Origin of the sequence: Croceibacterium atlanticum (genome assembly GCF_001008165.2) — a bacterium.
In the GTDB taxonomy this organism is placed as follows: domain Bacteria; phylum Pseudomonadota; class Alphaproteobacteria; order Sphingomonadales; family Sphingomonadaceae; genus Croceibacterium_C; species Croceibacterium_C atlanticum.
In genome coordinates this window covers 890,692-908,903 of record NZ_CP011452.2, presented here as the reverse complement: position 1 = coordinate 908,903, position 18,212 = coordinate 890,692, and the positions used below count along the sequence as shown (strand labels likewise).

The window sequence follows — 18,212 nt, the reverse complement described above, 5'->3', positions numbered from 1 at the left end:
TTATTTCCCGGCTGCCTGCCGGTGATGCCGGATCACTTCGTCGATAACGAAACGGATGAATTTCTCGCTGAATTCCGGATCGAGGTCCGCCTCTTCCGCCAGTTTCCGCAAACGCTGGATCTGACGGCTTTCGCGGCCGGGATCGGCCGGGGGCAGGTCCAGCCGGGCCTTGTGTTCACCCACGGCCTGGGTGATTCGGAATCTTTCGGCCAATATGTGGATCAGGGCGGCGTCGATATTGTCGATGCTGCGGCGATAGGATGCGAGCACGGGGTCGCTCCCGGCTTCGGGTTTTGTTTCTTGAGACATGCTCGGCTGAGGTTGTTGAGGCAGACTGGCCATGGTCACGCGACGCTAGCAGGGATTCCGCGCTTGCCAAGCGCGCGATGACCGGCCATCTGCGCCAGCATGAGCGGAGAGGTCATCCAGTTTCGGCGCACGACGCCCACGCTTGCCCCAATTCTTTCATTGACCGCCACGGCGATGAATTCGGTGAATTCGATCATCCTGGACAGGATGCAGAGCGAAATCCCGCTGATTCCCACACTGGCTGGACATCTGATTGCGGGCGGCGGCAAGCGTATGCGCCCCATGCTGACCCTCGCCGGTGCGGAACTGGTGGGTTATCAGGGCACGCGCCACCACAAATTGGCCGCCGCTGTCGAATTCATCCACACCGCCACTCTGCTGCATGATGATGTGGTGGACGGGTCTGAAATGCGGCGCGGCAAGGAAGCGGCCAATATCGTCTTCGGCAATCCGGCGACGGTGCTGGTCGGCGATTTCCTCTTCTCCCGTTCTTTCGAACTGATGGTGGAAGATGGCAGCCTGAAGGTTCTGAAGATTCTTTCCGGCGCCAGTGCGATCATCGCCCAGGGCGAGGTTGATCAGCTGACCGCCCAGCGCAAGATCGAAACCAGCGAAGAACGCTATCTCCATATTATCGGCGCCAAGACCGCTGCCCTGTTTGCCGCCGCCAGCCGCATTGCGGCCGTGGTGGCTGAACGGACGGATGCGGAAGAACAGGCGCTGGACGATTACGGCCGCAATCTGGGCATTGCCTTCCAGCTTGTCGATGATGCGATCGATTACGACACCGGCACGGAAGAAATGGGCAAGGACCGCGGCGATGATTTCCGCGAAGGCAAGATGACGCTGCCCGTCATCCTGGCCTATGCCCGCGGTTCGGACGAGGAACGGCGTTTCTGGCAGGAAGCGATTGCCGGTTTCCGCACCGAGGATGAGGATCTGGCCCATGCGGTGGAACTGATCCGCCGCCACGATGCCGTTGCCGCCACGCGCGAACGCGCCCGCCATTTCGCCCAGCGTGCATGCGATGCACTGTCGATCTTCCCTGACGGGAAAGCGCGCCAGGCCATGGTGGAAGCCGCCCAGTTCGCCGTCTCGCGTGGTTATTGATTCCTCGCGCGGTTATCGATTCAAGGCAGGAATGCTTGTGAAGCGTTTGCCCATTGCTGCGGCCATGGCCCTGGCTTTTGCCGCCACGCCCGCCATGGCCCAGGACGGTGCCGAGTGCCCGGCGGGGCTGGTCTGCGCCAGCGAACCGCAAACCGTTGTCGATGCGTTGGAAAGGGCCGGTCTGGAACCGGAACTTGGCACGGACGATCAGGGCGATCCCAAAATCGTGGGCCAGCACGGCAATTGGACGTTCAACCTGTTCTTCTATGACTGTGTGGACAATGCAGATTGCAAAGCGCTGCAGTTCGAGATCGCCTTCAACAATGACGACGGTCTCAACACGCTGGAACTCGCCAATGAATGGAACAGGACCAAGCGTTTCGGACAGCTTTCGCTGGGCGAGAACGATCTGCTCAATTTCAGTTATGATGTCACGGCTGTCGGCGGGCTGACGCAGGACAATTTCGCCGATGTGGCGGATTGGTGGATCGTGCTGCTCGATGGCCTGTCCGATTTCTTCATGGATCACGGGGCGTAGCGAAAGGCGCGCATTGCGCTTAGGGGAGGCGTGTGAACGATCTCCCCGTCAAGATGATCCTGCCGGACCTGCTGAATGCGCTGGAAACGCGTAATTCCGCCGTGCTGATCGCGCCGCCGGGTGCGGGCAAGACCACCGCGGTCGCGCCTGCCCTTCTGGATCAGGGCTGGTGCAGCGGCCAGATCATACTGCTCAGCCCGCGCCGTGTGGCGGCCCGCGCCGCTGCTGAACGGATTGCCGAATTGCTGGGGGAGAAGGTGGGCCATCGGGTCGGCTATCTGACCCGGCTCGACAGCCGCCAATCCGCCGCCACGCGAATCCTGGTCGTGACAGAGGCGATCTTCGTCAATCGGATCCTGCAGGACCAGGAACTGGACGGCGTATCCGCCGTGCTGTTCGACGAAGCGCATGAACGGCATCTCGATTCCGATCTCGGCCTTGCTCTCGCGCTCGAATCGCAGGGCGTGCTTCGTGATGATCTGCGCATATTGGTGATGTCGGCAACGATCGACGGGGCACGGTTCGCCGGGCTGCTGGGCGATGATGCGCCGGTCCTGGAAAGCGGAGGCAAGGCCTGGCCCTTGCGGCTTGAATGGCTTGGCAGCCGCCCGGAACTGCGGATTGAAGATGCAATGGCCAGTGCCGTGCTCACCGCATGGCGACAGGAAGAAGGGGATCTGCTCGCCTTCCTTCCCGGCGTGGGTGAAATCACCCGTTTGCAGGAAAGACTGTCCGAAAAATTGCCCGGCGTGCCGATCCTGCCGCTGCATGGGCAGGTGGAACCGCAGGCCCAGCGGGCGGCAATCCGGCGCGATCCCGATGGCAGGCGCCGAATCGTCCTGGCGACCGCTATCGCAGAAACCTCAATCACGCTTGAGGGTGTGTCGATAGTTGTCGATTCTGGCCTTTCGCGGCGGGCGGAATTCGATCTGGCGGCAGGCGTCACCCATCTTGTCACAAGGCGGTCCAGCCAGGCGTCAGCAGCGCAGCGTGCGGGGCGTGCGGCACGGCAGGGGCCGGGCGTTGCCTATCGCCTGTGGGAAGAAGCGGCCCATTCCGGACGGGAACGGTTCGATCCGCCGGAAATGCTCACCAGCGATCTTGCGCCGCTTGTCCTGTCGCTCGCCCAATGGGGTGTGGCGGATCCGGCGAGCCTGCCCTGGCTCGATTCGCCACCGCAAGCGGCCATCTCCGCCGCGCGTGAAAGGCTGGAAAAGCTTGGGGCGCTGGATGAGGAAGGGCGCATCACTGGCATTGGTCGCCGGATCGCCTCCCTGCCAATGGCGCCGTGGCAGGCGGCCATGTTGCTGTTCGGTGCTGAACACGGCGCGGCGGATCAGGCGGCAAAGCTGGCCCTGCTGTTGCAGGAAAGGGGGCTGGGCGGACGCGGAGAGGATCTGGCTCAACGGTTGCAGCGCTGGGAAGGTGATCGTTCCAGACGGGCGGAGGCATCGCGCAAGCTGGCGCAAGGTTGGGCGGGCAAGGCGCGGGCCCTGCAACAGGCTCAGGGCGAGCGGGAAAGTGCCAAAGGGCAAAAATCCGCTCGTCCTGAGCCCGTCGATGGACGTGCGCAAACCGCACCCCTCGGCATCCTCCTTGCTCTGGCCCTGCCGGATAATCTTGCGCGTCGCCGGGACCCGTCGGGAGAGAACTGGATCTCGGCTGGCGGGCGCGGCTATTCGCTCGATCCCGCATCGCCGCTTGCTTCCGCTGAATGGCTGGCCATCGGCGATGCGCAGGGGCGCGCGCAAAGTGCCCGCATCACCGCCGCCCTGCCGCTGGAGACGCGGCATATAGAGGAATGGCTGGCCGACCGGATCGAACGCCGATCGGTGCTGCGCTGGACCGGGCAGCGCGTGGAGGCAAGGCAAGAGCGGCGGCTCGGTGCAATAATTCTGGCCAGCGGGCCGGACCCCGATCCGGATCAGGACGCGATTACCTCTCTGCTTGTGGAAAAGGCTCTGGAAAATCCCGGTGATATCCTGCCGAAAGAACTGGTCGCACGGGCCAGATTCGCCGGGATCGAAGCATTCTCGCCGGAAAAGCTGGCCGAAAATGCCGACCTATGGCTCGTGCCGCTGCTGGGCGGGCGCCGCGATCTGGACCTGCCGCGGGGCAGGGTGGCGGATGCCCTCCTTGGCCTGATGGACTGGGATGCCCGGCAACAGCTTGACCGCATCGCCCCGCGCGAATTCGCAAGCCCTGCCGGCACGCACCACGCAATCGATTATTCCGGCCCCGAAGCGCCCAGCGTGGAAGTGCGGGTGCAGGCCCTTTTCGGATTGGAACGCCATCCGATGATCGGCGAAACGCCTCTGCTGCTGAAACTGACCAGCCCGGCCGGGCGGCCGATACAGGCGACGCGCGACCTGCCGGGATTCTGGCGGGGAAGCTGGGCAGATGTGCGCAAGGAGATGAAGGGACGCTATCCCAAGCATCGCTGGCCGGAAGAGCCATGGGCGGAAAAGCCCAGCCTGAAAACGAAAAACGCCTTTCAGAACTCTTGATTTTCCGCACGATCCGAACGAAAGCATCGACCATGCAGGCACGCATTTACAAACGACCGAAAAACGCCATGCAATCGGGCAAGGCGCTCACCGATCAATGGGTGCTCGATTTCGTGCCCGCCGAAGCCAAGAAGGCCGATCCCCTGATGGGGTGGGCCGGTAGCGGCGATACAAGGCAGCAGGTGCAGCTGAAATTTCCGACCAAGGAAGCGGCGCTGGCCTATGCCGGGAAATACGGCATTTCCGCACTGGTTCATGAAACCCCGCCGAAGCGGCTGAAGATCCAGGCTTACGCCGACAATTTCCGTTGAAGAATTTGTGGGCGGCCCACGCGCCGCAATGGTTGCAATTCCGGTTCTGTCCCGCCATATGCGCGGCCGGGAGTCGGGTGGACGTTCGCGTCTGCTCACCTGGTCAGGTCCGGAAGGAAGCAGCCAAGGTAGATGGCAGCGGGTCGCTCGGCTCCTTTTTCTCTCCATGACATTCAGCGCAGCCTTGCCTAGTTTCACCGGCGATGAGTGATTCAGGCGATATGTCCGGCGAAACCCCGCCCTGGGACGAGGGTGAGGAAGAACAGCCGAGTGCGGCAGAGCTGGAGGCGGCCGGCCAGTCCGCCATGTTCGGCGATGCCCCGCAGCCGCCGGTACCGGCACCGACGCCGGCACCGGTTTCGGAGCAGCCGCAGATGGATGCACCCCCTACGGATGCGGCGCAGCCTTATCGCGTGCTGGCTCGCAAATACCGGCCGCAGACATTTTCCGAACTGATTGGCCAGGATGCGATGGTCACCACGCTGGCCCACGCGATCCAGCGGGACCGGCTGGCCCATGCCTTCCTGATGACCGGCGTTCGCGGGGTGGGGAAGACCTCCACCGCGCGGTTGATCGCCAAGGCGCTCAATTGCGTCGGCCCCGACGGGCAGGGCGGCCCCACCATCGATCCTTGCGGCGTGTGCGAACCGTGCCGGGCCATTGCCGAAGGCCGCCATATCGATGTGATCGAGATGGACGCGGCCAGCCATACCGGCGTGGACGATGTGCGCGAAATCATCGAGGCGGTGCGCTATTCCGCCGTTTCGGCACGCTACAAGATTTATATTATCGACGAAGTTCACATGCTTTCACGCAATGCTTTCAATGCCTTGCTGAAAACGCTGGAAGAACCTCCGGCCCATGTGAAGTTCCTTTTCGCGACCACCGAAGTGGATAAATTGCCGGTCACGGTGCTCAGCCGGACCCAGCGTTTCGATCTCCGCCGGATCCCGACGCCGATGCTGAAGGAGCATTTCGCCGGTATCTGCCGCAAGGAAAGGGTGGATGCCCAGGACGAGGCATTGGCCATGGTCGCCGCAGCGGCGGAAGGTTCGGTGCGTGACGGGCTTTCGATTCTCGACCAGGCGATTGCCCATGCCGATCTGGAAACCGGCAGCGATGAGAAGGCGCTGGTCACGGCGGATCGGGTGCGCGACATGCTTGGCCTGGCGGACAAGAGCGCGCAGAGGCGGCTGTTCGATGCGCTGCTGAACGGCGATCCCCAGGCGATGCTGGCGGATGTGGACCGGCAATATTCGCTGGGTGTCGAACCGCTGGCCCTTCTGCGCGGCATGATGGAACTTACTCACCGTATTGCCATCACCCAGGTCAGCAATTCCCCGTCGGAATCGGTGACTGAGGAAGAGCGGCAAGCAGTCGAGGAATGGGCCGGAAGGCTCAGCGCCGGGCAGGTTCATCGCCTGTGGCAATTGCTGCTGAAAGGGCATGACGAGGTCAGAAGCGCGCCCGATCCGCTGGTTGCCGCGCAAATGGCGCTGCTGCGGGTGCTTCATGCCGCCGACATGCCGGATCCGGGCCGCCTGGCGAAACAATTGCAGGACATCGCCGCAAATGGCGTGGCCTCTGCCCCTGCGGCCACTGGCGAAGGTGGGGCGGCGCCCGTCGCACAGGGCCCGCGCATGGACTGGCGCGAATTGTGCGATCGTGTGGATCAGGCCGGGCGCCTGCTCGTTGCCAGTACCATGCGGGACTGGATCCGTGTGATCGAGCTTGCACCCGGAAGGCTGATCTTCTCCCTCAGGCCCGGCCTTGCCGAAGACCCGGTATCGGGCATTCGCGACGCTTTATACGAAGTGACGGGCCAGCGCTGGCAGGTCGAACGTGGCGAAGGCGAAGGCGCGCCGTCGCTGCGCGAGCAGGAAGATGCCGCCCGGCAGGCCGAGGCGGACCGTATTCGCAAATCCCCACTGGTGGAGGCGGCGCTGGCCGCTTTCCCGGGCGCTGAATTCGTCGAAGAGGACGAAGCGCCGCGTGGGGACCGCAATTGGAGTAGAAGAGCATGAAGTCCATGGAAGAAATGATGCAGGCTGCGCAGCAGGCTGCAGAGACGATCCAGAAGCAGATGAACGAGGCGCAGGCCAAGCTCGATTCGATCGAGGTGGAAGGCGTTTCCGGCGGCGGGCTGGTGAAGATCCGCTGCAGCGCCAAGGGCCGCATCCTTGGCGTTTCCATTGATGACAGCCTGATCGCGCCTGAAGAAAAGGGTATGCTGGAAGACCTCGTCGCCGCTGCTTTCAACGATGCGCGGCAGAAGGCGGACAATGCCGCGAACGAGGAGATGCAGAAGGTCCAGTCCGGGATGGGCCTGCCGCCCGGTTTCAATTTCCCCGGCTTCGGCTGAAGTTTCCGGCTGTGTGCGGAATGGGCGCGGGCCCCTTCCGCATCGGCCGGCCCGGATCAGCGCGTGGCATTATTCTTGTGTGAAGCGCGCCGTCTGTATCATTTGTCATCACTGCGCGGCTGACGCGGCGCAATCTTTGACGGAAAGCCCCGCCGCCAAAACCCTATAATGCCCTGTCGGCCCGAAAGGGCGGACCCCGGCCGCAGGTCTTCGTGGATCGCTGCGCCGGGTGGTTCCAGATGACACAGGACGGGGCAATGCGAATGAGACGACAAGCGAAACCGGGCGCTCGGCCCAAGGCCGGGCTGCCACTCCTCCGATCGGTTTTGCTGGCGGGTTCCGCTTCGCTAACCCTGGCCTTCGGCACGCCGGCTCCCGCCGCGGCGACGCCGATTTCACAGCTCGAAAAGACTGAAGGCTATGTCCCGTTCTATTGGGATGCGGCCGATGGCAAGGTCCTGATCGAGGTTCCCGCCTTTGATGAGGATATCCTCTATTATGTTTCCGCGGCGACCAATCCGGGTTCGGTCCAGGCCGGATTTGACCGCGGGGTCATCTATACCGCGGTAATCCATTTCGAACGGTCTGGCGATCAGGTGATCGTGAACCAGATCAATACCGATTATCGCGCGCTGGATGGCAGCGAGGCGCTGAAGCAGAATGTGAAGGATTCCTTCCCCACATCCGTGCTCGCCGTGCTGCCGGTCGTTTCCGATTCCGGCGGCAGGGTCGTGGTTGACGGAACGCCGCTTTTCATGCGTGATGCCGGATATGTCACGCGCCGGTTGAAGCGAAGCGGCCAGGGCGATTTCAAATTCGATCCGGCAAAAAGCGCATTCTACCCGAAGCGCATGAAGGCCTTCCCCGAAAATACCGAGATCGAGACGGTGGCCAGCTTCACCTCCGCTGCTCCGGGCGTGGCAGTGTCGGAAGTCATGCCGGCGCCGGATATTTTCACCATCCGGGTGCACCATTCCTTTCTGAAGGCACCGACCGGATATCAACCGCGCGCAGCGGATCCGCGGATCGGCGTGGGCGGGGTGGAGTTCAAGGATTTCTCCCGGCCGATCGACGAATCCCCGGTGACGGAATGGGTCCGGCGCTGGCGTCTGGAAAAGAAGGATCCCACCGCCGCGATGAGCGAGCCGGTGGAACCGATTGTCTATTATTTCGATCCGGCCATGCCCGATCCGCTGCGCAAGGCGATGAAGGAAGGGCTGTTGTGGTGGAACAAGGCCTTTGCAAAGGCCGGCTTCATCAATGCGATCGAAGCGCGCGATGCGCCGGCCGATATGGATCCGATGGATATCCGCTATGCCTATGTGCTGTGGATCCAGCGCGACCAGCGCGGCTTTTCCTCCAGCGGGGCCTTCATCGATCCGCGCACGGGCGAAGTACTGGGTTCCAAGACCCATATGGACGCCTATCGCGTCCGGACCGTCGCCAATTATTACGATGCCTATAGCGGGGCGTTGCCGGAAGATGGTGGCGGGATCACCGTGGTCGATCCCAGCCTGCTGTTGAGCCAGGAAGCCTTCGATTCCATGCCCAAGGGACAAAGGGATATGTCCCTGTTGCGCCAGGCCGTGCTGAGCGCGCACGAACTGGGCCATACGCTGGGCTTCGGCCACAATTGGAACGCCAATATGAATGACCGTTCCAGCGTCATGGAATATCCCGTGCCGCGCGTGCGGGTGAAGGATGGCAAGCTGGATCTCAGCGAAGCCTTCATGACTTCTATCGGCGACTACGACAGTTTCATGGTCCGCTATGCTTACACGCCCTTTGCTGAAGGGCAGGAAGAGGCCGGACTGGACGCGGTCATCGCCGAAATGCGCAGCCAGGGCGTGATGTTCACGCTGGGCAGCGATCCGCGTTATGCCTGGTATGTCGACGGGCTGAATCCGGCGGAGGAATTGCGCAATATGGGCGCAGTCCGCGACGTGGCCCTGGCAAGCTATGGCCCCGGCATGCTCAAGAAGGGCGAGCCCTATGGCGCCATGCGCGATCTGCGCCTGTGGATGATCTATCTGCACGAGCAGTATGCGATAGAATACGGGCTGCGTTATATCGGCGGCCAGTTCCAGAACATCGTCGTGAAGGGCAAGGAAACCGGCCTGCCGCCCACCGAATTCATCCCGGCGGAAGAACAGCGCGAAATCCTTGGCCTGTTGCTGGATGTGCTGGAGCCGGGACATCTGGCCATGCCGGAATCGCTGCTGGCCCAGCTTGCGCCAAGCCCGGGCGAGAATAATGAAGACATGTCCGATGATGCCGTCTTCGATCAGTTGCGCGCTGCGCGTATTCTTGCCGCGCAGGTTCTCGAACCGCTTTTTGATGGCGATCGCGCCTCTCGCATGATCGCGCTGGCCGTGCGTCAGCCCGATACGCTGACCTTCCCGGAAATGGTCGATGCGGTGCTGGCCAATAGCTGGAAGGTGAATCCATCCGGTTCGGCGCAGGATCGTGCCCTGCTGCGCGTGGTCCAGAACGTCGCCATGCTATCCATGATGAAGCTCGGCGCGGACGAGGATACGGCTGCGGATGCGCGCTATTACGTGCTCGATCAGTTGGGTCGGCTGGCAGAGGATCTGAACTCACGAACATCCTCCGATCCGCTCACTTCCGCATTCTATCGCGAATCCGCGCGGCAGATCGAACGCTATCTGGAAGATCCCGAAGCGCCCGAACGGATCATGCCGGTCTGGGGCAAGGAACCGCGTTCGCGCTTCCCCGCTCCTCCGGGGCCCCCGCTCTGATCGGCGCTGCCGGAACGGAATGACGAAAGGGCAGGGCGCGGCAGCGTGTCCTGCCCTTTCTTCTGTTGCGCAAAGGCCGGAAGGTTCCCGATTGGCCGGGTCTCTGTCAGAATTGCCAGATAAGTGTCCCGTGGCGGTGCGTCTGGGCGGCATCCACAGCTTCCCCCGTTCCCGCATTGCAGCCTTCGGGAAGCGTCCCCATATTCGGGGCAAGACAGAAGCGGCCGAATGATTGCCGCACGAATTTACGGGTTTGATTTTTCATGACTGAATTCCCCCTTCTGCCCCTGCGCGACATCGTGGTGTTCCCGGGCATGGTCGTTCCGCTCTTCGTCGGGCGGGACAAGTCCGTGGCCGCTCTCGAAGCTGCGATGGAAGGCGACAAGGATATCTTCCTGCTGGCCCAGCTCGATCCGGGTTGCGACGATCCGGCGCGCGATGATCTCTATGATGTCGGCGTCGTGGCGCAGGTGCTGCAATTGCTGAAACTCCCTGACGGCACCGTTCGCGTGCTGGTGGAAGGGCAAAGCCGCGCCAGGATCCAGAAACTCACCGAACAGGGCGAATATGTTGTCGCGGGGACCGAGCTGATCGAAGAACAGCCGGTCACGGGCAATGAAGCCTCCGCCATGATGCGTTCCGCGCTCGACCAGTTTTCCGATTATGCCAAGCATAACAAGAAGCTGCCCGAAGATATCGAGGATGAGCTGGGCGAGATCGACGATGCCGGCCGGCTTGCCGATGCCATAGCCGCCGCGCTTTCCGCGAAGGTGGCGACGAAGCAGCAATTGCTGGGCGAAACCGACCCGGTGAAGCGCCTTGAAATGGTTTTCTCCGTGATGGAGGGCGAACTTTCCGTCCTGCAGGTGGAACGCAAGATCCGCGGCCGCGTGAAGCGGCAGATGGAGAAGACCCAGCGCGAATATTATCTGAACGAGCAGCTCAAGGCGATCCAGTCGGAACTGGGCGGCAATGACGGCGAAGACGGTAATGAAGTCGCCGAATTGCAGCAGAAGATCGACAGCCTGAAGCTTTCCAAGGAAGCCAAGGCCAAGGCCAATGCCGAACTGAAGAAGCTCAAGACCATGCAACCCATGAGCGCGGAAGCGACCGTGGTGCGCAATTATCTCGACATCCTGCTGGGCCTGCCCTGGGGCAAGAAGAGCCGTCTGAAGAAGGACATCGCCAAGGCGCAGGAGATCCTGGACCAGGATCACTATGCGCTGGACAAGGTGAAGGACCGGATCATCGAATATCTGGCCGTCCAGGCGCGCACCAACAAGCTGAAGGGGCCGATCCTGTGCCTCGTCGGCCCTCCGGGTGTCGGCAAGACCAGCCTGGGCAAGTCCATCGCCAAGGCGACCGGGCGCGAATTCATCCGCCAGTCGCTGGGCGGCGTGCGTGACGAGGCGGAAATCCGCGGTCACCGCCGGACTTATATCGGCTCCCTGCCGGGCAAGATCGTCACCAATCTCAAGAAGGCCGGGGCCAGCAATCCGCTGTTCCTGCTCGACGAGATCGACAAGCTGGGCAAGGATTTCCGCGGCGATCCGGCATCGGCGCTGCTGGAAGTGCTGGATCCGGAACAGAATGCGAAGTTCCAGGATCATTACCTGGAACTGGATATCGACCTGTCGGACATCATGTTCGTCTGCACGGCGAACAGCCTCGACCTGCCGCAACCGCTTCTCGACCGAATGGAGATCATCCGGCTGGAAGGCTATACGGAGGACGAAAAGGTCGAGATCGCGCAGCGCCACCTGATCGACAAGCAGATCGAGGCTCATGGGCTCAAGAAGGGCGAGTTCGAACTGACCGAGGCGGGCTTGCGCGACCTGATCCGTTATTACACCCGTGAAGCCGGTGTGCGTACGCTGGAGCGCGAGATTGCGCGCCTGGCCCGCAAGAGCTTGCGCAAGATCCTCGAAAAGAAAGCGACCAGCATCACCATCACGCCCGATAATCTGGGCGAGTTTGCCGGTGTGCGGAAATACCGCTTCGACATGAGCGAGGAAGAGGCGCAGGTCGGTGCCGTCACGGGCCTTGCCTGGACGGAAGTCGGCGGCCAGCTGCTGACGATCGAAAGCGTTACCACGCCGGGCAAGGGCGAGATCAAGTCAACCGGCAAGCTGGGCGAAGTGATGAACGAGTCGATCCAGACCGCGTTCAGCTTCGTGAAGGCGCGGGCACCTGCCTATGGCGTGAAGCCTTCGATCTTCCAGCGCAAGAACATCCACATCCACCTGCCCGAAGGCGCGGTGCCGAAGGATGGCCCCTCTGCCGGTATCGGCATGGTCACATCCATCGTTTCCACGCTGACCGGCATTCCCGTGCGGCCGGACATCGCCATGACCGGCGAAGTCACCTTGCGCGGGCGGGTGCTGCCGATCGGCGGGCTGAAGGAAAAGCTGCTGGCGGCGTTGCGGGGCGGGATCAAGACCGTCCTCATTCCGGAGGAGAATGTGAAGGACCTCGCCGAGATCCCCGACAATGTGAAGGAAGGGATGGAAGTGATACCCGTCGGCCATGTGGACGAGGTGCTGCGCCATGCGCTGACCGCGCCGACCACGCCGATCGAATGGACCGAAGCGGATGACATTGCGAGCCAGCCGGCTCCCCCGGTCGCTCCTGGCGGGCAGGGCACTACCGCGCATTAAGCGGTTGCCCTTCCGGGCCTTTCAGACCCCGTGTTGCGGCGCAGCGACTCGGGCTGGTGCAAACGCGCCGATTCCTCGCCGTGTCGGCGCGTTCGTGCAGAGCCTTGTCGATTCGCCGCAAAACCCGCGCCGTTTTTCACAAATCCTCGCAATTTCGCGGGATTGCCTTTGACAGGTGCCGGAAAACTCGCTCAATTTCAGGCCATCGCAGAGCGATTCAATCGACATATTCCATACAAGACAATCGAGGGGGTTTTGCGGAAATGAACAAGAATGAACTGATCGGTGCCGTAGCGGACACCAGCGGCCTTACCCGCAATGATGCGACCAAGGCGGTTGAAAGCGTGTTTGATACGATCACTGCCGCGCTCTCGAAAGGTGATGAAGTGCGTCTCGTTGGCTTCGGAACGTTTTCCGTTGCCAAGCGGAAGGCTTCCACGGGGCGCAATCCGCGTACCGGCGAGCCGATGACGATCAAGGCATCGACCCAGCCGAAATTCAAGGCCGGCAAGGGCTTGAAGGATGCTGTGAACTGAACATGTTTCGATAGCGCGGGCCGCCCTTGAGCGGTCCAGCGTTACTAGGGCCGCCCCTTCATTGGGGCGGCCCTTGTTTTTTGGCCGGTTATTGACCGATCCGGATCAGCGCCATCGGCGCGGTTGTGGTTCTGGTGTTGATGTTCCAGGCAAGTTCCTGCCCGTTCTCGCCCGCCTGCGGGCCTTCATCCGTGTTATTGGCCAGGATGTCTCCATCGGTCAGGATGCGGAACGCGCCTTCGATCACGGGCATATCGGGCGGCGTTTCGCCATCCTGGGCCGCTTCATCAGACATGCCGGCAAACATGCCTGCCATCCCGGCCATCATCCCCGCCATCGGATTGCTGCCGCCCTGTGCGGCGAAACCGGGTGCTTCGACCCGGACGATATCGCCCTGGCGCAGATTGGCGCTGACAAAGCTGTTGGAGATGGGAAAATGTTCAAAGGTCGGAAAGGCGAAATCGTGCCCCATGCGGCTGGAAATCGAAAATTCCACGTCGAACAAACCGTCGCCGCGATATTCCACCTTGTTCCAGCCCTTCTGGCGCCGAAGCATGGCTGCCAGTTCTTCGGCAGCTTCCGGGTCGGAGGGATCGATGCCGCCAAGCATGGTCTGCATCGCCTCCGCCTCCTGCTTCTTTTCGGCTAGCCTGGATTCTTGCCAGGATTCCCAGGTTTCGCGCTGTTCAGCGATTTCTTCTTCCGTGCATTCGCGCTCTTCATACGTGTCTTCGTCCCAGCACGTATCGGGCTCGAATGCGGCACTTTCCGATTCGGCCCGCTCCGCCATTTCGGTCAGATTGCTGAGTGCGAGTATGTAGATCTCCCCATTATAGTCGAAGGAGAATCGTCCGTCGCGCCGAAGGTCCAGCGTGGCGTCGAACCTGCCTGGCGTGACCATGCAGGCGGTGAGGGCCAGCGCCCCCATCATTGCCAGTGCCGCAGCGGACCATGCTTTCCAGCGCGTGAAAACGCTCATTTCATTGGCCATCCTTGCGAGTAGCCGCGGCATAAAGCGCGATGGCGGCGGCGTTGGATACGTTCAGGCTTTCCATCGCATCGCCAATGGGCAGGCGGGCCAGCGCGTCGCAATGGGCGGCGATATTGTGGCGCATCCCTTCACCCTCTGCGCCCAGAACCAGCGCGATCGGGCCTGCGGGCAGGGCTTCGGCAAAACTTGCCTCGGCTTCGCCGGCCAGACCAAGCCGCCAGTAACCCGCCTCGGCCATCTCCTCCAGCGCACGGGCCAGATTGACCACGCGGATCCAGGGGACGATTTCCAGCGCGCCAGATGCTGATTTGGCGATCACGCCGCCTTCGGGAGGGGCATGGCGGTCCTGCGTGACAATCGCGGCGGCATTGAATGCGGCTGCGGAACGCAGGATGGCCCCGACATTATGCGGATCGGTGACCTGATCGAGGACGACGATCGGACGATCGGGATCGCCATCGAGAACATCGCCGAGATGAAGATCGGCCAAAGGCTCGCATTCGAGAACCAGGCCCTGATGCGGCGCATCGCGCGCCACCAGGCGGGCGAGATCTGCCACATCGGCATATTCAACGGGAAAATCCGCCGGCAATTCGCCGTCAAGCGAGGCGATTCCTTCCCGCGTGGCCCATAATTTCCTGTGGATTCGCGCCGGGTTCTTCAGTGCGGCTTCCACCGCGTGCCGGCCCCACAGGCGCACATTGCCCTGTGTGGCACGGCCGGATCCCCGTCCACCTTGCATGCGTCCCGCGCGTCCGCGCAGGGCTTTCTTGTCACCGCGTTTGGCCATGATGCTCCTTGTTTCGTGGCCTCCTGCCAGCACCCCCATTGACACGCAAGCATCGCTTCGCCATTGAGCCGCCCACTCGGCCGGACGGCCCGTTATGCGGGCTCTCGAAATGGCGGGTTCTTACCGCTCACCGGCTCAGACGGTGGACAGGTGGCCGAGTGGTTAAAGGCAGCAGACTGTAAATCTGCCCGCGCAAGCGTACGCTGGTTCGAATCCAGCCCTGTCCACCACCGCCCTTTCTCAGAACATCCCCGAAAAGCCCTAGAAATCGCAGAAAACCAAGGGTATTCTGCCTTCCGATGGCCGCCCCTGTTCGCTGTTAATTGTCTGCAACCGGCAGTGAGTGTGGGGAAGGTGTGGGGAAGGGTGTAGGCTTCCCCACACTGCGGCTCTCTCAATTGGCCTCCAGAAATGTGGGGAACGAGAATGGGCAAACTTACAGCAGTGGCGGTCAAGGCCGCTTTGGCGATTCCGGGCACCTATCAGGACGGAGACGGACTTTTCCTGAAAGTTGGAAAAACTGGTGCGGCTTCTTGGCTCCTGCGACTCCAGCGCGATGGCAAACGACAGGACATTGGTCTGGGCAGCGCAAAGCTGGTGACGCTGGCCGAGGCGCGCGCGAGGGCCGCCGAACTCCGCAAGGCAGTGAAGGTCGAGAAACGAGACGTGCTGACCGAGCGGAAGGACGAAGAAGCTGCCAAGGTCACCTTCCGCGAAGCTGCCACCCAATATCACTCCGAGAACGAGGCGGGTTGGAAAAGCGATGTCTACGGGCGGCAATGGCTCGCGAGTCTGGAGAACTACGCTTTCCCGAAGCTGGGCGACATGACGACTGGCGGAATCACCGCTGCTGACATTATTTCCGTCCTCACGCCGATCTGGCAGGAAATCCCCGAAACAGCCCGCCAGGTTCGCAACCGGATTTGTGCCGTGCTCGACTACTCCCACGCCAAGGGCTGGCGCTCCACCGAAGCTCCATCGGGCAACAGCAGCCTGAAAGCGGGGCGAGGGCTGCCGCGACAGATCAAGAAACCGTCAAACCGCAAGGCGATGCCATACGTCGCCGTCCCATCATTTCTTACAGCGTTGCGGCGCAAGCCGTCCTACTCGCGTCTCGCGCTCGACCTTCTTATTCTGACTGGCGTTCGCTCGCAGGAAGTGAGGCTCGCGAAGTGGGACGAATTCGATCTGGACCAGCGCCTCTGGACAATCCCAGCCGAGCATATGAAACGCAGCAGGGCGCACATCGTGCCGCTGTCAGAAGCGGCGATGGCGGTCCTTGCGAAGGCAGAAGCCATGCAGATGGAGGGAGCCGAAGTGGTTTTCCCCGGCATGACCGGCAAGGCGATGTCCAACATGACCCTGCTCAAGGTCATGCGCGATATGCAGGAGCCGTTCCACGTCCACGGTTTCCGCTCCAGCTTTACCGACTGGGCTGCGAACGAAGGCTTCCCCAATGCGGTTGTCGAAGCGGCACTGGCGCACAAGACGCCTGATGCGGTGCAGGCTGCCTATCGCCGTACGACATATCTCGGCACCCCAGATAATCCGGGCGCGCGGGTGAAACTGATGGAAGCTTGGGGAGAATATTGCTCGGGTGTTGCCGCTTCGTAGAGCAATCAAGATGTCACGCGCGCTTAAAACGCGCTGGGGCCAAATACAGCAAAGGTGGCACTGATCACGCGCTCGGCTCTTCGCAACGAAATTGATATGCCTGCTCTGTCGAGTAAGCGGTTTGAGCAAACAGCACTTTATGTTCGTCGCTGTGACTCAGAAGGCGCATCGCCGGGAGATTGTCAAACAGCGCCCATCGCTCAATTAACGGCTTGAAGGCTGCGCCCTGAGGAGTCAGTGCATTATAAAAGAGAAGCAAGAGCTCTTGATCCGAAATCTGCGCTCGCAGGATTCCCATGTAGTAGTCGTCATTCGAAAATTCTTTGTCGGTGAAGATGACCATTCGAAACAGGAATCTGAAGTAGTGGCCTAACTCGAGTTGGTGCTTATTCCAAAATGTGTGGTAGGCACGGCGAATACACTCCTCGTCGGAGTACATGCCTTTAGCGATCTCCTTTTTGTAGTTGTCCGACAGTCTTGTGTAAAATCGGCTAAAGCAGTCGCGTCCCTTGGCGATCAACGTTTTGTTTTGAGCGTGATGGAGATCGATCGACTCAATTAACTGGTTGTGCAGCGAAAGCATTTGGAAGAAGATGTTTTGCTTCTTCTGCTCTGCTGTACTGGCGTTCTGTCTCTCAAGTGCTTCAGCTGAGCGCGCAAGTTCTGTGCGGCTAAGACCTAGCTCTTTGTGCTGAAGATAGAGCGTACCCAGCACGCAGACAAAAGTGAAGAATGTCAGGATCGGGTTGGCTACACCGCCAAAAAAGTCCCCCCAAGGTCCGCGCTCGATGAATGCATCCTTGTTGAACGCCCCAATCCAGGCAAATACGCCCAAAAGGAAAAACGCGATCCCCCCTGCGGCAATCAACAATCTTTGCATTCCTGTTCCCTTCCGCATGAGAGGATAAGTCCATTGGTTCATTCACGCTAGCCTGGCGATCATCGTGAGTTTGCCGTGGCTAGGGAGATACCTTCAAGGGGCAACTGACCTGACTTTCTCTCTTCTTCGCTCGCTCGTTACAGCGCTCCAATGCTTCGCGGTTCTCACTGAGTAAGCGTTGCGCCGCTGCCAGATCCTCCCAAGCCTCTGGATTCTGAGTCCGGATTAACCGTATTCCGGCTTCGACGATGGTCGGTTCACCAACAGCTTTGCGAGCCATTCGTTCGGGCCAATGCCAGCTTTCGGGCATGGCGCGCGCGATGGTGCCGGGCAGGATCGAGCATAGCAGGATACCAACAGCCAGCCCCATGGCTGCAAAGCGCCAGGTCTGGCGTTTCTGCTCGTCCTCGGTGCGGACCCGACCGACAATTGCGGCGAGCCGACCGGTCGCAAGGTCCAGGTCTTTGCGCCCGTGCCGGAACAAGTCGCTGCTGTCGCGTAGCATGTCGTGCGAGGCGCGCTTGATCTGAACTGCGATGTCTTGCGGGGTCAGCTCGATGGCAGGCTTGCTGCCGATTGCGGTCAGCGTCTTGGAGACCTGTGCCAGCTGATCGGCCATCTGCCCGAGCGTGGCGGTGTAGTCCGGGATCACGATGTCGGCTCGTTCCCTGGCCATGTTCTGGACGGTATGGCGCACCATTGCCATTTCGCCTTCGAGGCGAGCGAAGGCTTCCGTTGCCGGATCGGACGCTTCCGCCGCTTCCATTTCCAATTTCGGCTGCGGGGCGGGCGGTTCCTCGACTTCGAGGTCCAACTGCACTTCTTCGATGTGATCGTCGTCCATTGTT

The 18,212-nt window shown here is 61.4% G+C and carries 17 protein-coding genes, 1 tRNA gene and 1 other RNA gene; 12 read left to right on the top strand and 7 right to left on the bottom strand.

Annotated features, from left to right (window positions below; all coding sequences use genetic code 11):
* Both WYH_RS04275 and WYH_RS17105 read right to left on the bottom strand, forming a co-directional pair.
* A complete protein-coding gene (locus WYH_RS04275) occupies positions 1 to 309 on the bottom strand; it encodes a chorismate mutase (protein ID WP_046902851.1) in 309 nt (102 codons plus the stop codon).
* Positions 310 to 344: 35 nt separating this feature from the next.
* Positions 345 to 506 (bottom strand): hypothetical protein, encoded by a 162-nt coding sequence (locus tag WYH_RS17105; protein ID WP_235979919.1) that lies wholly within the window; start codon positions 504 to 506, stop codon positions 345 to 347.
* Here WYH_RS17105 and WYH_RS04270 point away from each other — a divergent pair.
* The 8 genes from WYH_RS04270 (at position 469) to WYH_RS04240 (ending at position 9,896) form a co-directional block, all read left to right on the top strand.
* Positions 469 to 1,419 carry a polyprenyl synthetase family protein gene (locus tag WYH_RS04270; protein WP_413226758.1) on the top strand — a complete coding sequence of 317 codons (951 nt, stop codon included), beginning with the start codon at positions 469 to 471 and terminating at the stop codon, positions 1,417 to 1,419. The genes WYH_RS17105 and WYH_RS04270 overlap by 38 nt on opposite strands.
* Before the next feature lie 37 nt (positions 1,420 to 1,456).
* Positions 1,457 to 1,957, top strand: a complete 501-nt coding sequence (locus WYH_RS04265) for a YbjN domain-containing protein (protein ID WP_046904799.1) — start codon at positions 1,457 to 1,459, stop codon at positions 1,955 to 1,957.
* Positions 1,958 to 2,010: 53 nt separating this feature from the next.
* On the top strand, positions 2,011 to 4,464 hold the full coding sequence (gene hrpB, locus WYH_RS04260) for an ATP-dependent helicase HrpB (RefSeq protein WP_046904798.1): 2,454 nt from the start codon (positions 2,011 to 2,013) through the stop codon (positions 4,462 to 4,464).
* A gap of 32 nt (positions 4,465 to 4,496) precedes the next feature.
* Positions 4,497 to 4,775, top strand: coding sequence for an ETC complex I subunit (locus tag WYH_RS04255; RefSeq protein ID WP_046904797.1), 279 nt, complete (start codon positions 4,497 to 4,499; stop codon positions 4,773 to 4,775).
* A 66-nt stretch (positions 4,776 to 4,841) separates the two neighbouring features.
* Positions 4,842 to 4,936, top strand: an RNA gene (gene ffs / locus WYH_RS16445) — signal recognition particle sRNA small type.
* Positions 4,937 to 4,996: 60 nt separating this feature from the next.
* Positions 4,997 to 6,799 (top strand): DNA polymerase III subunit gamma/tau, encoded by a 1,803-nt coding sequence (locus WYH_RS04250; RefSeq protein WP_244877958.1) that lies wholly within the window; start codon positions 4,997 to 4,999, stop codon positions 6,797 to 6,799.
* Complete coding sequence (locus WYH_RS04245) at positions 6,796 to 7,137, top strand: YbaB/EbfC family nucleoid-associated protein (protein ID WP_046902848.1); 342 nt, start codon at positions 6,796 to 6,798, stop codon at positions 7,135 to 7,137. The genes WYH_RS04250 and WYH_RS04245 overlap by 4 nt, the downstream gene beginning before the upstream one ends.
* Positions 7,138 to 7,400: 263 nt before the next feature.
* Complete coding sequence (locus WYH_RS04240; protein WP_169780705.1) at positions 7,401 to 9,896, top strand: zinc-dependent metalloprotease; 2,496 nt, start codon at positions 7,401 to 7,403, stop codon at positions 9,894 to 9,896.
* Between the two features lie 106 nt (positions 9,897 to 10,002).
* Here WYH_RS04240 and WYH_RS16770 read toward each other — a convergent pair whose 3' ends face one another.
* Complete coding sequence (locus WYH_RS16770; protein ID WP_156320064.1) at positions 10,003 to 10,161, bottom strand: hypothetical protein; 159 nt, start codon at positions 10,159 to 10,161, stop codon at positions 10,003 to 10,005.
* Between WYH_RS16770 and lon the strand changes: the two genes are divergently transcribed.
* On the top strand, positions 10,160 to 12,553 hold the full coding sequence (lon, locus tag WYH_RS04235) for an endopeptidase La (RefSeq protein ID WP_046902846.1): 2,394 nt from the start codon (positions 10,160 to 10,162) through the stop codon (positions 12,551 to 12,553). The genes WYH_RS16770 and lon overlap by 2 nt on opposite strands.
* Before the next feature lie 263 nt (positions 12,554 to 12,816).
* Positions 12,817 to 13,089, top strand: a complete 273-nt coding sequence (locus tag WYH_RS04230; protein WP_046902845.1) for an HU family DNA-binding protein — start codon at positions 12,817 to 12,819, stop codon at positions 13,087 to 13,089.
* An 88-nt stretch (positions 13,090 to 13,177) separates the two neighbouring features.
* Here the strand turns inward: WYH_RS04230 and WYH_RS04225 are convergent, their stop codons facing one another.
* Together WYH_RS04225 and rlmB are read right to left on the bottom strand one after the other, a co-directional pair.
* Positions 13,178 to 14,068, bottom strand: coding sequence for a hypothetical protein (locus WYH_RS04225; protein WP_046904796.1), 891 nt, complete (start codon positions 14,066 to 14,068; stop codon positions 13,178 to 13,180).
* A 1-nt stretch (position 14,069) separates the two neighbouring features.
* A complete protein-coding gene (gene rlmB, locus WYH_RS04220; protein WP_046904795.1) occupies positions 14,070 to 14,870 on the bottom strand; it encodes a 23S rRNA (guanosine(2251)-2'-O)-methyltransferase RlmB in 801 nt (266 codons plus the stop codon).
* Positions 14,871 to 15,014: 144 nt separating this feature from the next.
* Here rlmB and WYH_RS04215 point away from each other — a divergent pair.
* Both WYH_RS04215 and WYH_RS04210 read left to right on the top strand, forming a co-directional pair.
* Positions 15,015 to 15,100, top strand: a tRNA-Tyr gene (locus WYH_RS04215).
* A gap of 196 nt (positions 15,101 to 15,296) precedes the next feature.
* Entirely contained in the window at positions 15,297 to 16,484 is a 1,188-nt protein-coding gene (locus WYH_RS04210; RefSeq protein ID WP_046902844.1) for a tyrosine-type recombinase/integrase, read from the top strand.
* A 64-nt stretch (positions 16,485 to 16,548) separates the two neighbouring features.
* Here WYH_RS04210 and WYH_RS04205 read toward each other — a convergent pair whose 3' ends face one another.
* Positions 16,549 to 17,406 (bottom strand): putative phage abortive infection protein, encoded by an 858-nt coding sequence (locus tag WYH_RS04205; protein ID WP_046902843.1) that lies wholly within the window; start codon positions 17,404 to 17,406, stop codon positions 16,549 to 16,551.
* A gap of 37 nt (positions 17,407 to 17,443) precedes the next feature.
* A complete protein-coding gene (locus tag WYH_RS04200) occupies positions 17,444 to 18,208 on the bottom strand; it encodes a DUF6118 family protein (RefSeq protein WP_046902842.1) in 765 nt (254 codons plus the stop codon).
* Between the last annotated feature and the right edge of the window lie 4 nt (positions 18,209 to 18,212).

What these genes read in the sequence shown, in the direction of transcription:
- WYH_RS04275 (WP_046902851.1), bottom strand. Translation starts at nt 309, where the DNA reads ATGTCTCAAGAAACAAAACCCGAAGCCGGGAGCGACCCCGTGCTCGCA.
- WYH_RS17105 (WP_235979919.1), bottom strand. Translation starts at nt 506, where the DNA reads ATGATCGAATTCACCGAATTCATCGCCGTGGCGGTCAATGAAAGAATT.
- hrpB (WP_046904798.1), top strand. Translation starts at nt 2,011, where the DNA reads ATGATCCTGCCGGACCTGCTGAATGCGCTGGAAACGCGTAATTCCGCC.
- WYH_RS04255 (WP_046904797.1), top strand. Translation starts at nt 4,497, where the DNA reads ATGCAGGCACGCATTTACAAACGACCGAAAAACGCCATGCAATCGGGC.
- WYH_RS04250 (WP_244877958.1), top strand. Translation starts at nt 4,997, where the DNA reads ATGTCCGGCGAAACCCCGCCCTGGGACGAGGGTGAGGAAGAACAGCCG.
- WYH_RS04245 (WP_046902848.1), top strand. Translation starts at nt 6,796, where the DNA reads ATGAAGTCCATGGAAGAAATGATGCAGGCTGCGCAGCAGGCTGCAGAG.
- WYH_RS04240 (WP_169780705.1), top strand. Translation starts at nt 7,401, where the DNA reads ATGAGACGACAAGCGAAACCGGGCGCTCGGCCCAAGGCCGGGCTGCCA.
- lon (WP_046902846.1), top strand. Translation starts at nt 10,160, where the DNA reads ATGACTGAATTCCCCCTTCTGCCCCTGCGCGACATCGTGGTGTTCCCG.
- WYH_RS16770 (WP_156320064.1), bottom strand. Translation starts at nt 10,161, where the DNA reads ATGAAAAATCAAACCCGTAAATTCGTGCGGCAATCATTCGGCCGCTTC.
- WYH_RS04230 (WP_046902845.1), top strand. Translation starts at nt 12,817, where the DNA reads ATGAACAAGAATGAACTGATCGGTGCCGTAGCGGACACCAGCGGCCTT.
- WYH_RS04225 (WP_046904796.1), bottom strand. Translation starts at nt 14,068, where the DNA reads ATGAGCGTTTTCACGCGCTGGAAAGCATGGTCCGCTGCGGCACTGGCA.
- rlmB (WP_046904795.1), bottom strand. Translation starts at nt 14,870, where the DNA reads ATGGCCAAACGCGGTGACAAGAAAGCCCTGCGCGGACGCGCGGGACGC.
- WYH_RS04210 (WP_046902844.1), top strand. Translation starts at nt 15,297, where the DNA reads ATGGGCAAACTTACAGCAGTGGCGGTCAAGGCCGCTTTGGCGATTCCG.
- WYH_RS04205 (WP_046902843.1), bottom strand. Translation starts at nt 17,406, where the DNA reads ATGAACCAATGGACTTATCCTCTCATGCGGAAGGGAACAGGAATGCAA.
- WYH_RS04200 (WP_046902842.1), bottom strand. Translation starts at nt 18,208, where the DNA reads ATGGACGACGATCACATCGAAGAAGTGCAGTTGGACCTCGAAGTCGAG.